The sequence below is a fragment of the Iodobacter sp. BJB302 genome (genome assembly GCF_002735645.1).
Lineage (GTDB): Bacteria > Pseudomonadota > Gammaproteobacteria > Burkholderiales > Chitinibacteraceae > Iodobacter.
In genome coordinates this window covers 53,797-69,799 of sequence record NZ_PDZG01000005.1, presented here as the reverse complement: position 1 = coordinate 69,799, position 16,003 = coordinate 53,797, and the positions used below count along the sequence as shown (strand labels likewise).

General features: G+C 48.1%; 10 protein-coding genes. 7 read left to right on the top strand and 3 right to left on the bottom strand.

The genetic code is table 11. The features are described from left to right. Window positions 1–136: 136 nt before the first annotated feature. From ccsB to CSQ88_RS02885, 3 genes are all read right to left on the bottom strand, one after another. Window positions 137–1,267, bottom strand: a complete 1,131-nt coding sequence (gene ccsB, locus CSQ88_RS02895; RefSeq protein ID WP_099396597.1) for a c-type cytochrome biogenesis protein CcsB — start codon at window positions 1,265–1,267, stop codon at window positions 137–139. Continuing rightward, window positions 1,264–3,225, bottom strand: a complete 1,962-nt coding sequence (locus CSQ88_RS02890) for a cytochrome c biogenesis protein ResB (RefSeq protein ID WP_257212435.1) — start codon at window positions 3,223–3,225, stop codon at window positions 1,264–1,266. Before CSQ88_RS02890 ends, ccsB begins: the two co-directional genes overlap by 4 nt. A gap of 207 nt (window positions 3,226–3,432) precedes the next feature. Then, window positions 3,433–4,056, bottom strand: a complete 624-nt coding sequence (locus CSQ88_RS02885) for a cytochrome c (protein WP_306475233.1) — start codon at window positions 4,054–4,056, stop codon at window positions 3,433–3,435. Between the two features lie 237 nt (window positions 4,057–4,293). Between CSQ88_RS02885 and yihA the strand changes: the two genes are divergently transcribed. The 7 genes from yihA (at window position 4,294) to CSQ88_RS02845 (ending at window position 15,760) form a co-directional block, all read left to right on the top strand. Further along, window positions 4,294–4,947, top strand: a complete 654-nt coding sequence (gene yihA, locus CSQ88_RS02880; RefSeq protein ID WP_099396594.1) for a ribosome biogenesis GTP-binding protein YihA/YsxC — start codon at window positions 4,294–4,296, stop codon at window positions 4,945–4,947. A gap of 314 nt (window positions 4,948–5,261) precedes the next feature. After that, window positions 5,262–5,645 (top strand): PleD family two-component system response regulator, encoded by a 384-nt coding sequence (locus CSQ88_RS02875; protein WP_099396593.1) that lies wholly within the window; start codon window positions 5,262–5,264, stop codon window positions 5,643–5,645. 23 nt (window positions 5,646–5,668) lie between these two features. Next, window positions 5,669–6,025: a response regulator gene (locus CSQ88_RS02870; RefSeq protein ID WP_174900837.1), complete on the top strand. Its 357-nt coding sequence runs from the start codon at window positions 5,669–5,671 to the stop codon at window positions 6,023–6,025. Window positions 6,026–6,243: 218 nt separating this feature from the next. Beyond that, window positions 6,244–6,759, top strand: a complete 516-nt coding sequence (locus tag CSQ88_RS02860; protein ID WP_099396590.1) for a chemotaxis protein CheW — start codon at window positions 6,244–6,246, stop codon at window positions 6,757–6,759. A gap of 192 nt (window positions 6,760–6,951) precedes the next feature. Beyond that, window positions 6,952–9,129: a methyl-accepting chemotaxis protein gene (locus CSQ88_RS02855; RefSeq protein WP_099396589.1), complete on the top strand. Its 2,178-nt coding sequence runs from the start codon at window positions 6,952–6,954 to the stop codon at window positions 9,127–9,129. Between the two features lie 108 nt (window positions 9,130–9,237). Continuing rightward, a complete protein-coding gene (locus tag CSQ88_RS02850; RefSeq protein ID WP_099396588.1) occupies window positions 9,238–14,613 on the top strand; it encodes an Hpt domain-containing protein in 5,376 nt (1,791 codons plus the stop codon). Between the two features lie 355 nt (window positions 14,614–14,968). After that, window positions 14,969–15,760, top strand: a complete 792-nt coding sequence (locus tag CSQ88_RS02845; RefSeq protein ID WP_180273506.1) for a transporter substrate-binding domain-containing protein — start codon at window positions 14,969–14,971, stop codon at window positions 15,758–15,760. The last annotated feature ends 243 nt before the right edge of the window (window positions 15,761–16,003 follow it).

Genomic DNA, 16,003 nt, shown 5'->3' with positions numbered 1-16,003 from the left:
AATTAATGATGGATATGTTTATATTTGTTTAAATCTTATAAAACTACATTCTTAGACTTATTAGAAAAATACATAAAAAAATCGCCCCTGAATGAGGGGCGATTTTTTATACGATATAAGCAGGAATAAATGCTGCTTAAAGGCCGCCATAGGAATGCAAGCCGGATAAAAACATATTTACGCCAATAAAGGCAAAGCTGGTGACCAGCAGGCCGATCAGCGCCCACCATGCCAGTACATTGCCGCGCCAGCCTTTTACTAAGCGCATATGCAGCCATGAGGCATAGTTCAGCCATACAATCAGCGCCCAGGTTTCTTTTGGATCCCAGCTCCAGTAACCACCCCATGCTTCGGCAGCCCACATCGCGCCTAAAATGGTGGCGATGGTAAAAAACAGAAAGCCGATCGAGATGGCTTTATACATGACCTCGCCAAGTGTTTCGTAGCTTGGCAGGCGGCTGGATAAAATGCCTTTTGAAACCAAAAGCTGGGCTGCACCCAGCCCCGCTGAAAGGGCAAAGGCACCGTAGCCTACAAAGTTGGCAGGGACGTGTATTTTCATCCACCAGGATTGTAGTGCGGGGATCAGTGGCTGAATTTCATGCGCCTGGCGATCAACGCTGTACCAAAGAATAAAACCGACTGCAGCCAGGATAATGGGCAGCACAAAGGCGCCCATGGTTTTGACCATTCCTTGTGCTTTAAACTTTTGCTCGTAGTACAGATACATCAGTGTTGTAATCAGGCAAAACAGAATAAAGACTTCGTATAAATTTGAAACAGGGATATGGCCAACGTCGGCACCAATCAGATAGCTTTCATACCAGCGCACTAATTTTGAGATCAGAGCCGCCGATGCAGCGGCCCAGGTTAAGCTGCTTGCGATGCCGAGTGCGGTGTTGGAACGACGCAACATTCCCAGCCAGTACATTAAGGTTGCTAGCAAATAAAGTACGCACATCCACATAACAGCTGATTGGCTGGACAAAATATACTTGAGCCAAAAAACGTTTTGCCCGTTAGCAAGCGTGCCTTGATACAAGCCAATGCTTGCAAGTGAAAAAAGTGCACTGACAGGCAGAAAAACCCGCATGGCTGGCCAGAAGCGGCCAAACCACACAATGGCTGCAACTGCGGCCAATAAGATGCCTTCTTCGTAATAATCCATAAATGCGGCATAGCGCTTATAGGCAAACAGGCCCGCAGCGATAATCAGGCCGGTAAACACCATGTCGAATGGTGATAAGCGGCGCTTGGAGATACTCATGGTGTTTTTCCTTTTGCAGCCAAATCAGTGGTGAGCTCAGTAAATTCACGATCCAGATCAGAATTCTTGCGGTTACTACTCATGGCAATCAGGGTTTTTCCAGCTGCAAGGCGTACCCAAACCCGGTTTTCACGAATATAAAACATACAGAAAATACCGATTACCAATAATAAAGAACCTAAATACACAATATTTTGGCCGGGTGCACGGGTAATTTGAAATCCACTGGCTTTAACTTCATCAAAGCTGCTGGCTTGCAGCCAGACTGGCGGGCCATATTCATACAGGCTACTGACTGCGACCAGGCTATCCATCAGAAAGCGGTATTGTGCTTCATCAATCGGCAGTACAGGCAGGCCCGCTTTTCCCTGCGCTACATCCATTGCATCAATCACCGTACCCTGCAGAATCTTGATATAGGTTTGGGCTACAGTCTGGCGCTGCTCTTTGGGCACTTTCTGATCCAGGAAACTTTCGATGGCAGGGAAGCCTCCTTCACTAAAGCGCGTAAGTACCCCGATAGTGACGTCTTTAAATTGCGCTTCGCCTTCTTTGGTAATCCCGCCACTTTGAAAGGCTTTTGCTGCAGTCCGGCGGGCAATTTCCGGGTAAAGCGATTTATCGAGCAGACTGGCCCGCAAACGCATAAAGGTAGCCGGTTCCATGTCTTTATCCAGAGGAATACGAATAAATTGGAATGGAGCTGCTACTTCGGTGCGCATGCCTGTAACGGCATAACCAGCACCCTTTTCAAAAAATGGAGCAAAGTAATTTAGGTATTCAGTGGCCTGGCCGTTTTTATCGCGTAATTTAAATTGAATCGACGGGCCAATATTTTTGAGGTTGTGCTCGCTTTGTACCGCTTGCGCTGAGGCCATGGCTTGGGCAAATTTACTGACCGCCATCGCGTTATTGGCTACTTTGCCCATGTTTTCAATATTGAACGGGCGGAAATCACCCATTTCTAATTGATAGGCCTGACCATTGATTTGCATGCTCTGGCTGGATTGCGAGCGAATATCAAATGCTTGTGCGCTGTGATTGTTTAAATTCCAGCGCTGCATTTTCAGTAGAGAGCCACCATCGCCAAAGCTGGCTTGATAAACGGCTACCCCTTTGTAAATTAAAGGTTTATTGACTTCTACTTTGGCTCTTTTAAGTACGGTTCCGGTTTTTTTGTCCAGTAAATCAATATCACTGGCAAAGAGTTTGGGCTGCCCGGTTGAATAATGCTCGATATAAAATTTATTCAGGCGCACTGCAAAGGGCAGATCCTGAACAAAATAGCCTTGGCCTGCGTTTAAGAAAATCACATCGCCAATGGAGCCTTCGGGGAGGGTGACATTGCCACGGAAAGATAAATTATCTTCGGGCAAGCGGCTTTGTGGGGGTACTTTACTCTGTGGTAAATCACGCGTTTCTGGTGTTTTAAAGCCAAACAGCTCGGTTAATTTGAGCGGCACATTCCCATCAAGCAAGCCACCAATACAGATCACCACAATCGCAGCATGGGCAAATACATAGCCTAAGCGCTGAAAACTGCCTTTTTTGGCAGCAATCAAGACCTGGCCATTCTCTTCACGAATGCGGCTGCGGTAGCCCCGGTTGGCTAGTGTGTCGATGACATCTTCGGTGGGTAATTCGTTGTTTAATTCGATATTGTGCGACATCAGACGCAATGAATTATTGCTGGCGTTTTCGCGATAACCCCGAATATCTTTCCAAATTCCGGGCATTTGTCGCCAGATACACAGGCTGGTTGAAAGCACGAGAAAGCTGAGTATCAGCAAAAACCAAGCGCTGTGGTAGACATCAAACAGGCCTAGCGGGTGAAATACTTGAAACCAGAACTCACCAAACTCAATTTTATAATTGGCGTAAGGTTCATTTTGTTTTAAAACCGTCCCAATAATCGAAGAGATAGCGAGGATAGTCAGCAGGCTTACGGCAAAACGCATTGACGAAAATAATTCGTACAATGCTTTTGGGAATGAAGTTTTGGGTGTCATAGAATTCAAAAAGGGGCTAAAGGCCCCTTGTTTTAGGGATCTGCTAAATAAGCTGGTGTTTAGTCAGCTAAAGAGCCCTGATACCGGATAAAGTTCCGGTAAGGAATAGAAACACAGGTTTTTCATGACAAAAAACCTGTGCATTCTACGGTCTGATCAATGTAAAGCCTGGATGTATTCAGCCACGGCTTTGATTTCAGCGTCTGACAATCTGGCTGCAACATCGGTCATGACCGTATTATTGTTACGCTCGCCGCTGCGGAAAGTAGTCAGCTGCGCCAGCGTATAGGCTGAATGCTGGCCACCCATGCGCGGGTATTGGCCTGGAATCCCTGCGCCAGACGGGCCATGACAGGCCATACAGGCAGGCACACCCTTAGCCATAATGCCACCACGGTAGATTTTTTTACCTGCTTCAATCAGGGCTTTATCAGAAGCACCGCGATTTTTAGCTTGCTGGGCAGAGAAATATTCCGCTACGTTTTTCATATCAGCGGGTGATAAAGGCGCTGCCATACCCATCATAACGGGATTTTTTCGCTTAGCAGCCTTGAACTCGTTCAATTGTTTTACAATATATTCAGGATGTTGGCCTGCAAGGCTTGGATTGGCAGAAGCTGCGCTATTGCCATCAATGCCATGACAGGCTGCACAGACTTGCTCGACCAACAGTTTACCTTTTGCCGGATCTGCTTTCGTGCCGTCAGCGGCAAACGCGGTTGGGGCCACCATCAATAGTGTGGCAATGATTGCTGCAACAGGCGCACGGCGCATAAGCATTTGTCCTCAAAAGTGCAAGTAGCCGGGTATATCAGCTTGTTGAAAAATTAAACGAGGCAGGCCTCTGGCAGGCAAGACAAAAAAACTGGAATTTACTAAAGTAAATGAGGATTTTTGTTGTTTTTAGCACCTGGTGCGAGCACCGCAGTAATTTTGCAATAAGTTGAACCGGCCGAAGATTATTCAATTGCTGGTATTCTATAACAAGACCCGTTCACAAACCACAGTGGTTACCCAATGTCGCTTTTCCAAGGCTTGCAATTCCTGACAACCGTTAACGACCTGAAGGCTCTTCCGGCTGACGGTATGGAAGTTGCATTCGCCGGACGCTCTAATGCCGGCAAGTCCAGTGCTATTAATACACTGGCCAATCATACGCGGCTTGCCTTTGTTTCTAAAACACCGGGCCGTACTCAACACATCAATTATTTTCAATTTGGTAATGCTAATAACCGACTAGTCGATTTACCAGGTTACGGTTATGCTGAAGTACCTGTGTCAGTTAGGCAACACTGGGAAAGATTATTAAGCCAGTATTTGGTGCGCCGTAGCAATCTGATTGGCTTAGTGCTGATTATGGATTCACGCCGACCGCTGACTGAGCTTGATCGTCAGATGTTGGATTGGTTTCGCCCTACAGGCAAGCCTATCCATTGCATTCTGACTAAATGCGATAAGTTAAATCGTCAGGAACAGACTGCGATTTTGCGTAAGGTAGAGGCTGAGTTTGCTGACGAATCGATGATTACCGTTCAGCTGTTCTCCAGCTCTAAAAAGTTAGGAGTAGATATTGCAGAAAAGGTAGTTGGTGGCTGGTTTGATGCCATGAATTACCAGGCGTCGCAGGCAGAGGCCAGCTCGGAGCATTCAGAGCCGATAGACGGGGAGTAAAGGGGCTTGCAGTTTTATGACATAGTTCTATCTTGATTCTAGGTGCGCCCCTGCACCTCCCGCTTTTTCCTCCCTGAGCGGGTGCTTTGGCAACGTGCCAAAGCCTGTATGGCCCCGGTCGATGCCTGCTCAGACCGGGGTTTCTTTTTTTTCTGTATCTACGCATCTTGACTTAGTATTAACTTATTATTTTATGATTAAGAACGCTTGCAGATAAAATTGAGCGCATATACTGCGCCATATCATGATGATTTCTGCCAGCTCCTGATAAAACCATACTGAAAACATACTGGCTTTTGAAAAGGGGAAATGTAATGTCAACGCTCGCCGGAGTAAAAGTCATGGTGATTGATGACAGTAATACCATTCGCAGAAGTGCGGAGATTTTTTTGGGGCAAGCGGGGTGCGAAGTCATTCTTGCAGAAGATGGTTTTGATGCTTTAGCTAAAATCAGTGATCGTTTGCCTGACGTGATCTTTGTTGATGTGATGATGCCAAGGCTGGACGGTTACCAAACTTGCTCGCTGATTAAAAAGAATCCACGTTATAAAACAACCCCCGTTATTATGCTGTCTTCTAAAGATGGTTTATTTGATCGTGCCAGAGGACGAATGGTAGGGTCTGATGAGTATTTAACTAAGCCTTTTACTAAAGACAGCCTGTTATTGGCTGTTGCTGCACATATTCGCAGCGTTTGACTATGGGTAGGATAGCAATGAGTATTAAAAAAATATTGATCGTCGATGATTCACCAACTGAACGCCATTTTTTGGGTGAGTTGCTCACTAAAAATAGTTTTCAGGTCATGACCGCTGAATCGGGCGAAGAAGCCGTGGCAAAAGTGAAAGAATTGATGCCCGATTTGATTTTGATGGATGTTGTCATGCCCGGCATGAATGGCTTTCAAGCTACACGCACAATTAGCCGTGATGAGTTGACTAAGCATATTCCAATTATTATGTGCACTTCTAAGAACCAGGAAACAGATATGGTTTGGGGACGTCGCCAGGGTGCTGTGGAATACGTAGTAAAGCCTATTGACCCGCAGGAATTACTTTCCAAAATTGCGGCTTTGTAAAAATAGTGTGTTGTGCATAAATTAAGATCGCGGGCTGATTTTAAAAAATCAATATGCCCGCGAAAAGCATGTAAGGTGCGAATGGAGCTTCACTCGTAAAAACCAGTATTTTTATATGCAATGGCACTAAACCATTGTCATGTTGAGTTTTGGTTTTAGCCTGATGTGCCAGCGATTTTGTGTGTAAATAAATTGAAGCTTCTTTCTGCGGAAAAACCATGGCCAAACGGATTAGCCTGCGTGACTATCAAGAAGGGGTAATGGCGCGATTAAAAAGCGTTACCTCTACAGCTCAAGTGGATGCTCGTTTGGGCGTAAGGATCGGTGGTGAGAATTGGCTGGTCGATTTATCCGATGTCGCTGAAGTAATGCCTTTACCTGCAATTGCGACGGTTCCTCTGGTCCAGCCCTGGTTCAAGGGTGTCGCCAATTTGCGCGGAAATCTGGTGAGTGTCAGTGATTTGGCGGCGTTTATGGGGTCGGGTAGTTTATCGGCCACGCCTGCTGCCCGATTATTGCTAGTACATCCCCGGCATATTTTGCATTGCGCTGTTTTAGTTGATCGTATGCTTGGTTTAAAGCATTTGGCTGATTTAACGCCTGATTCTTTGCTCTCGCGTTCATCTGCTTGGACAGGGGATGCCTATCGCGATGCGGCAGGTGTTTCGTGGCGATGTTTAGATATTCAGGCTTTAGTTGCACAGCCTGCTTTTTTACAAACAGGTCAAATATAGCTGGCCGTTGAAAAACGTAGCATCCCCGCATAAAAGCGTTTGGCAGGATTAGGCAGAAATCTCATCTTAAGTGGTTTGATTGAGTTTTTCTGTTGGTTTGCCCGGGCGTTGTGGTGAGGGTGTAGTTGTTTTAATGGTCTGCTGATTAGCAGCAGCCATAAAAAATAGATACAGGATCGGGAGTAATACACAATGGCACTGAATCTGGATGGCGTTAAGCGCCTTTTTTCCGGAAGAAAACAGGCAGCCCCTGTTTCGGCGAATACGACTTATGAGCCGACTAAAACAACATGGATTATGGGCAAGCTGAGCCTGCCAGAAGCCGATGAATCACAGTTAAAAAAACCATTGCCACTGATTGGCCTGCTGCCTATTCGTCAGCAAATGGCTATTTTACTGGCGGTGATGTTGCTGTCTGCCGGTTTGTTTATTATTACGGCGTTTTTGGCTTTCCAGGCTTCGTCTTATAACGCTGAGCGTCGTGCGGTTTCTACTGAAATGCAGATGCTTTCGCAGCGTATTGCCCGGGCATCTACTCAGGCTGTACAGGGTAAGGCAGAAGCATTCCCTATTTTAAAAGATGCATACATTCGCTTTGACGATAACTTGAAGCAGTTGTCGGGTGGTGGATTGCTGGCCAGCTTATTGGCGCATAACCCAACTCAGCTGATTAATTCGGTTAATGCCATCTGGAAAAAGTCTTTTAGCAGCAATGCGGCGCGCCCTACTGTTGATACGATTCTTAAGCAGGAAAAAGCGCTGGTTACGATTGGTCAGTCTGTTTTAACGATTAACCGAAATGATGCGATTCTGCTGGAAAACACTCAGGAATTTGCCAAAATGTTGGGCGCCAATGGTGGCTCTGCACGCGATCTGGAATACGCTCAGCATTTATCCATGCTGTCTCAGCGTATGGCCAAAAACTCCAATACGGTTTTTGGTGATGACCTGATCAACCCTGAAGTGGTGTCTTTATTAGGTAAAGACTCTGTTTTATTCGATGAAATCATTACTGCGTTTCTGGATGGCCAAAATCCGGATTTACAGATTCGTGCGGTCAGCAATCCGGCACTGATTGAAAAATTAAAAGAAATTGATAAACGCTTCCGTGATTTTGAAGTGGTTATTACCTCCTTCTCTAAAAACATGCAGCCCCTGGTTAGTTCGCGACTGGCCAGCCAAAGCATTGTTACTGATTCTGAAAAGCTGCTTCAAGACACAGGTAAGCTCGCTGATGCTTATGAAAATACAGCAGGTAGTTTTGTAACGGGTTTCCTGGAATTTACATTTATCGTTATCGCTCTGTTTTCTTTGTACCAACTGGTTTCAGTCTTTAACCAGGAATCGGTACGCCGTCGTTTGGTACTGGAAGCCGAGAATAAAAAGAACCAGGAGGCGATTTTGCGCCTGCTGAATGAAATGGCGGATTTAGCGGACGGGGATCTGACTGTTCGTGCATCGGTTACAGAGGATCTGACCGGCGCGATTGCTGACTCGATTAACTACACGATTGAAGAGTTGCGTTCCCTGATTACCAAGATTAACCGCGCAACAGGGCAGGTTACTTCGGCTACGCAGGAAGCTCAGGGTATTTCTGATGAATTGCTGGCCGCTGCGGAGCGTCAGTCTGTCGAGATTGAAGGCACCAACCAAACGGTTGAGCAGATGGTGACATCGATTCGCGGTGTATCGAGCAATGCGGCCGAATCAGCGAACGTGGCGCAGTCATCCCTGATGGCTGCCGAGAAGGGCGCTGAGGCAGTACAGAATCAGATTAAGGGTATGGGCGATATTCGCGAGCAGATTCAGGAAACAGCGAAGCGGATTAAACGTCTGGGTGAAAGCTCACAAGAAATTAGTGAAATCGTTGAATTGATTTCTGACATTACCGAACAGACCAACGTCTTGGCTCTGAACGCGGCGATTCAGGCTGCAGCGGCGGGTGATGCTGGCCGTGGGTTCTCGATTGTTGCTGAGGAAGTGCAGCGCCTGGCGGAACGTTCAGGCGAGGCGACGAAGCAGATTAGTGCGATTGTGAAAACGATTCAGACCGATACCCATGATGCGGTAGCGGCGATGGAGGTTTCCACTCAGGGTGTGGTTGAAGGGGCAAAACTATCTGATGCGGCGGGTCAGGCTCTGACCGAGATTGGTCAGGTTTCCCGTGACCTGGCGCGTTTGATTGAATCGATTGCGCATGAAACGGAAGATCAGACCCAGCTGGCAAGTAAGGTTAACTTATCCATGCGTGATATTTTGGCCATTACTGAGCAAACGACTGCAGGTACAAAACAATCTGCGATCGCGGTGGGGCAGCTAACCTCTCTGGCGCAAGAGCTGAAAGACTCCGCTTCAGGCTTTAAGCTTTAATCGGACTGGTTTTAGGTCATGGTATTGCAGGATGGTGCAGGGGAAAGCCTTGGTCATTCCTGCATACCTTTGAATTACGTTGAAGTGTTACTTGAAAATAGGCTTTAAATGAGCGCGCATACCGAATTCGATCTGGGCTCTCTGGTCTGGGTTAAGAGCGAAATCGAGCAAACTTTACAAAAAGCGTCGCAAGCTTTGGCTCAGTTTGGCGAGACCAAAGACAGCGCACTGCTGAAACATGCCCGAACCTTTTTGCATCAGGCCTATGGTGCTGTGCAAATGGTTGAGCTCACCGGCCTTGCCCGTTTCTGTGAAGAAATTGAACAAACGCTGGTTGCAGATGAGATCAGCGCCGACACCCTAGCTATTATTCAGCGCTCTATTGTTGAGGCCAGGCGCTATCTTGAGCAAATTGCTGTGGGCGCGCCCAATCAGCCGCTTCGATTACTGGCCAGCTTTAAAAAAATGGCGGCTTTGCGCCAGGCATCAGACAGTGGCTCGGAGCTGTTTTTTCCTCAGCTGGCTGAATTGTCCCTGCCCAAAGGTTTACCTGCCCGTACATTGGCAGCGAATGAAACCGGGCCATTTGTCCGTGCGCGTCGTTTGCGTTTTGAAGCCGTACTGCTGAGCTGGATCGCAAATGACAAAGCGGCGGCTGGCGTGATGGCTAAAAATCTGGCCGAGATTGCGGCTACTCAGTCTTTGGCAATTTCCCGTCACTTCTGGTGGGCAGCTGCCGGTTTACTGGATGGCTTAAGCCATCAGCAAGGCCTGACTGAGCCAGATGTCGATCTGAAACAACTGGTACTACGTTTAAATATGCAATTGCGCCGTTTGAGCGATGGCTCCGGCAAGGTTGCTGAACGCTTATACCGCGATATTCTGTACGCATTGCTGATGCTGGAAACCAGCAGCTCACTGGCGTTAGCGCTGCGCAAGTCTTTTGCTTTAGAAAGCCTTCTGCCAGGCGCAGACAGCGATCTGCTTTCGCCTGCATCTGAGTACCGCCATTCACTGGCGCGCACTCTGCGTGACGAGTTAGATACATGTAAAGAAAGCTGGGGCCGTGTTTGCTCAGGCCAGTTTGAGCGCTTAAGTGCATTTATTGCAGGTTTTGAACCGCTCGCCCGGCGTGCCGAGCCCCTGGCGATTCCGGGGCTGGATCAGTTATGGCCAGCGATTTCTGCATCGGTGCAGCACTTAAATCAGCAGGCCCCCAGCGATGCAAATGCGCTGGAAGTTGCTACCGCACTGCTTTTGATTGATAACTGCCTCACCATTTATCCCCTGATTGCAGAAGACTTCCCTGCTCAGGTTGAGGCCATGTGTCAGCGGCTGCTGAACCCCTCTCTGAAAAATGAAGTCCCTCATCTGGATGAAATTACCCGGCAGGCACAAGAACGTTTGTTGCAAGCCCAGCTGGCGCATGAAATGCGCAGCAATTTACAAACTGTTGAAGATATCCTTGATGCGTGGTTCCGCCAGCCTGATAACGGCAGCGAATTAGGCAAGATTGATCCGAGCTTGCGCCAGATTATGGGTGCTCTACTGATGCTCGAGAAACAGCAAGCCGTTGCTCTGTTGCAAGCTTGCCAGCAGAGAATCGAGCAATTCACTCAGAGCGAGTTGTTATTGCCTGCTCAGGAAGAGCTTGAGTTACTGGCTGAAGGCTTATCTTGCCTTGGTTTTTATATCGACAGCATTGCACAAAACAGGGATGAGCCCGCCTCATTGCTGAGCATGATCGATAAGCTGACCGGTGCAAAGCAGGCTGATGAGCAGGAAAACGAGTTAGAAATACTGGAAGTTGAGCCGCAGCTTGATGCTGTTGCTCATGCTGCGCCTGTGCAACAGGCCGTTGCCGACCCTTCCCGTCCTCTGCCAGCAACGGATGCAGCCGTTGATGCTGAGCTGCTCGAGGTGTTCCTGGAAGAAGCAACAGAAGTACTGGCCAGCATTGCTGAGCAGGTTTTGGTTTGCCAGCAAACTCCGCACGACAGAGAAGCATTAACCGTATTAAGACGCAGCTTCCATACCCTGAAAGGCAGCGGGCGCATGGTGGGGCTAAACAATCTTGCCCAGGTTGCATGGGCAATGGAGCAGCTTTTAAGCAAGTTAATGCAAATTGAAAAAACAGCTTCGCTGGAGTTATTGCAACTGCTTGCCCAGGCCCATACTGCTTTCTCCGTCTGGGTGCAGCAGCTCAGCAGCGAGGGTGTTGCTCAGGTAGAAGGCAGTGATTTAATTGCTTCGGCAGAGCGGCTGAGAGCACTGCTTGATGCCGCAGCCAGCGTGCCAGACGAAAGCATCAGCGTATCGCTGGAAGGTGAGCAAAGCGCAAGTGATGAGGTGACGATCGGCACGGTCACAGTATCGGCATCCTTATTTTCATTGTTCTGCAAGGAAGCAGCTCAATATCTGCTTACTCTGCAGGGGGGCAAGAGCAGCCATCCTTCCAGTTATTTACTGGCTGCGCATACTCTGGGTGGTATTGCATCAACAGCAGGTTTCCGCAGCTTGGGCGAATTAGCCTACAGCCTTGAACATGCTGTGCAGCAGATGGGTGAAATGGTGATCGGGCAGGAGCCTGCACTTGATCAGGCGGTTACTCGTATTGCCAGTATGCTTGATTCTATCTTTGCACTTGAAGCGCCGGGCTTTGCAGAGGCAGAAATCCTTGCTTTACAAAATCTTCAAGCTGAAACCTACGAAATTTCACTGGATGAAACACCCGAAGCTCAGCTTGTTGAGCTTGAGCTGATTGAGCCGCCGGTTGTGCAGGAAGAGCATGAGCTTGAGTTAAGCCTGGATGAGCCAGAAGCCCTGCTTGAAACAACGTTTGATCTGGATATTGCAGAACCAGATGCCCTGCATGAGGAGCCGGAAAGCGCTGTTGCTGAAGCGTTGCCTGAGCAGGATGAGCCGCTTGCCCTGCACCATGATGAACTTGCAAGCGAAGCGCAGATTGAAGCGTTTGCAGCCGAGCCCGCTGCAGATATCTTTAAAGACGAAGACCCCATTGAAGCGCTCAGCTCGTTTGATCATTTATCTGATGATCAGCATGAGGCAGATATTGCAGAAGCTCTGCAAGAGGATGCGGACACCGGCTTCAGTGATGTGCTGCCTGATCAGGCTGAGGTCCTTGTTCTGCCTGAGCCTTCTGCTATGCCAGAGCCGGCCGCTGAGCCGCAGTCACCGCTGAGCAGCCTGCTGGATCAGCAGGACGATGATGAAGAAGTAGTCAGCCTGCTGGATATGGAGTCGCTTACTCCGTTTGAACAGCTTATGGATAAGCACGATGTGCAGCGTAAATCCGAGCTGGACAGCCTGCAGGCCGACGATATTGATGAGCAGCTGTTGCCGGTGTTTATCGAAGAAGCGGATGAGCTGATGCAACAAATCAGCAGCTCCCTGCGTGGTTTACGCTTGCCGGATGAAGTGCAGAAAGAATCAGGCGCCCTGAAGCGGCTGCTACACACCTTTAAGGGCAGTGCGCGGATGGCAGGTGCCATGCGTATGGGTGAGGTAGCTCACCAGATGGAAAGCCGTTTGCTGGCGGCAGGAAATCACTATTCTGCTGCGCTTCTTGATGCGCTGGATGCCGATTTTGATTTGATTCAATCTCTGGCTGATGAATTAAAAGGTGTGAAGCAGCCTGCTCCGGTTGTGCAGGCCGTTGTTCCCGTGGCTGCTGAAGTGGAAAGCGGAACCACGATTCGGGTTAAATCCGAGCTGATGGATCAGCTGGTTAATCAGGCCGGTGAGGTATCGATCGCCAGATCGCGTATTGAAGCCGAAATGATCACCATGAAAACCTCTCTGCTTGATTTAACAGAAAACGTGAATCGTTTGCGCAGCCAGCTCCGGGAGCTGGAAATTCAGGCTGAATCGCAAATGCAGGCAAAGATTCAGGATGGCCATGAGGCCAACTTTGATCCGCTTGAGTTCGATCGGTTTACACGTTTGCAAGAAGTCACCCGTTTTATTGCCGAGAGCGTTAACGACGTTGCAACGATTCAGCAAAACTTGCTGAAAAACCACGATGATTCAACTGGTGCATTAATGCAGCAGGCGCGGATGACCAAAGAGTTGCAACAAAGCCTGATGCGTGTGCGCATGGTGCCGTTCAGCAGCTTGTCAGACCGGCTTTACCGTCTTACCCGTCAGACAGGTAAGGAAGTCGGTAAAAAAGTCAATCTGGAGCTGCGCGGTGGTCGTGTGGAAGTAGACCGTGGTGTGCTGGATCAGATGATGTCGCCGTTTGAGCATATGTTGCGCAATGCGATCGACCATGGACTGGAAAGCACCGAGCAGCGGATTGCATTGGGCAAGTCAGAGTTTGGTGAAGTACAGGTTGAAGTACGCCAAGAAGGCAATGAGCTGGTTCTGGTGCTAAAAGATGATGGCAAAGGGCTTGATCTGGAGTCTTTACGGGCCAAAGGGGTAGAAAAAGGTTTAATTGGCCCGCAGGCAAGTGATCAGAGGGTGACCGAGCTGATTTTCGAGCCGGGCATCAGTACGGCCAGCTCGCTTACGGCACTTTCCGGCCGTGGTATCGGCATGGATGTGGTGAAGAATAAGCTGGGTGATTTGGGCGGGCGGATTGATGTATCAAGCCAGGCTGGTGTGGGTACAACCTTTACCATTTATCTGCCCCTGACTTTGGCCGTGACCCAGGTTGTACTGGTTAAAGCGGGTGGAGAGCAATTTGCTATTCCTTCCGGAATGATTGAGCAGGTTCAGGAAATTAAGCTCGGCGTTTTAGAGCGAATTTACGAAAACCGTTTCCAGGAGTGGATGGATCACCGCTATCCTTTTGCATACCTGCCAAGGCTTTTAGGCGATGCAGTCTCTGTGCCAGAGCAAAAGCGTTACAACACCATTATGTTGCTGCGCAGCGGTACCGGGCGTATGGCGCTACATGTGGATGAGCTGGTGCGCAATCAGGAAGTGGTGGTGAAAACCATTGGGCCACAGCTGGCCCGCATTCCGGGTGTAACCGGCGCAACCGTGCTGGGGAATGGTGATGTGGTGATGATTATGAATCCACTCACCCTGCTCGCTCGTGGTGAAACACGCAGTGCGGCGGTACAACTGGTTCCTGAAGAGCTGAAAACAACACCTCTGGTGATGGTGGTGGATGATTCGCTTACGGTGCGCAAAATCACAGGCCGTTTATTGGCGCGTGAAGGCTTCCAGGTCCTCACTGCTAAAGATGGTGTGGATGCTTTGCAACAGCTTTCTGATGTGATTCCTGATGTAATGCTGGTTGATATTGAAATGCCGCGCATGGATGGGTTTGAGCTCACCCGGAATGTGCGGGCCAATGAAAGCACGCGGCAGATTCCTATCATTATGATTACTTCGCGAACTGCTGATAAACACAAGAACTACGCATTTGAGCTGGGCGTGAATGCCTTCCTTGGAAAGCCTTATCAGGAAGAGGAGTTATTAGGCCAGATCAGGAGCTTTATTGAGTCTTAAGCTGGCGTGGCTGCTGCTTTGAGGCGGATTTGCTTTGAAAAGCCAGTCTGTTAAATGTTATTTGATTGGGTTAATGGCCCCGCTCGTTTTTAAGTAAACGCAGCGGGGCTGTTTTATTTTGAGTAAGCCGTTTTCAACAGAGGCCTGACCGAAGGCGTTTTTTATCCATAAAAGCCGGCCTGTTTTTATTTATCTGCTGCTAAAAAACGCGTTAGCACTGTTTCTAGGTAGCTGCACCTGCGATTTATCCCCTATTGTTAAATTATCTCAAACGCATAAGATTAGTAAAAGCTTATGTATCGGTGCAATCCTGACCGGCTTGTAAATGACAGTGACAACTTTAGGATATATAAAAATGAATAAATTTTTGCTTGCTTCGTTGTTTGCATTAAGCAGCCTAGCGTCTCACGCTGACTTGTTAGATACGATTAAAGCCCGCGGATCTATGGTGGCCGGTGTTCGTGCCGATATCCCGCCATTTGGCCAAAGAAATAAAAACCAGACTGTTTCTGGCTACGATGTGGATTTCGCGGGGGCGATTGCTAAGAAATTAGGCGTAAAGCTTGTAGTGCAGGATTTAGATCCAAATGAGCGTATTTCTGCGGTTAAGACGGGCAAGATTGATATCCTGGTTGCTACGTTTACAAAAACAGCCGAGCGTGAGCGCGAAGTTAACTGCAGTAATGGCTATTTTGTTGCCGCGCAAAAAGTTTTATCAAAGAAGGGTAAGTTTCCTTCACCAGAATCCTTGGCAAAAGCCAATATTGGCGTAGCTCGCGGAACAACCGGCTCAGATTTGGTACGCAAGCAGTATCCAAAGGCAACGGTTATTGCTTTTGATGATATTCCTGAAGCGGTGCGTTTTTTAGAAGATGGAAAAATTGATGCCGTGGTGGATGACGAGCCTGCACTGGCACGCTCTTTAAGCAAGATGTCCAATAAGACTCAGTTTGAATTATCCAGCTATGCAAATGCCACCGAGATTTATGCCATCGCCGCTAAATTAGGTGAAAAGCGTTTGATGAATCTGATTAATGAAACGCTGATTGAAATGGAAAACACCGGTGAGGCAGAGCGAATCTTTAATCAGTGGTTTGGGCCGCAAACGGCAACACCATTTCCACGTACTTTTAAAATTCGTGGTTAATTTAACAACACCGAGCATTATTTTGTAAGTTTTACATGTAATGTTAGTGTTGCAATTTTGTAATAAAAGCCCGTCAAAAGTAAGTGAAACTGCTTATTGTGCTGATTTTGGATGCCAGCACAGTTAAGGGTGTTCCACAGTTGGTGATTACCACAGTATGACTGTCGTTGTGAAAGGGCTTTAAGATTAGTTATCTCTAATCTGATACGGCAATGATGTGCTGTTTATTGCCTGGAGCTTTGT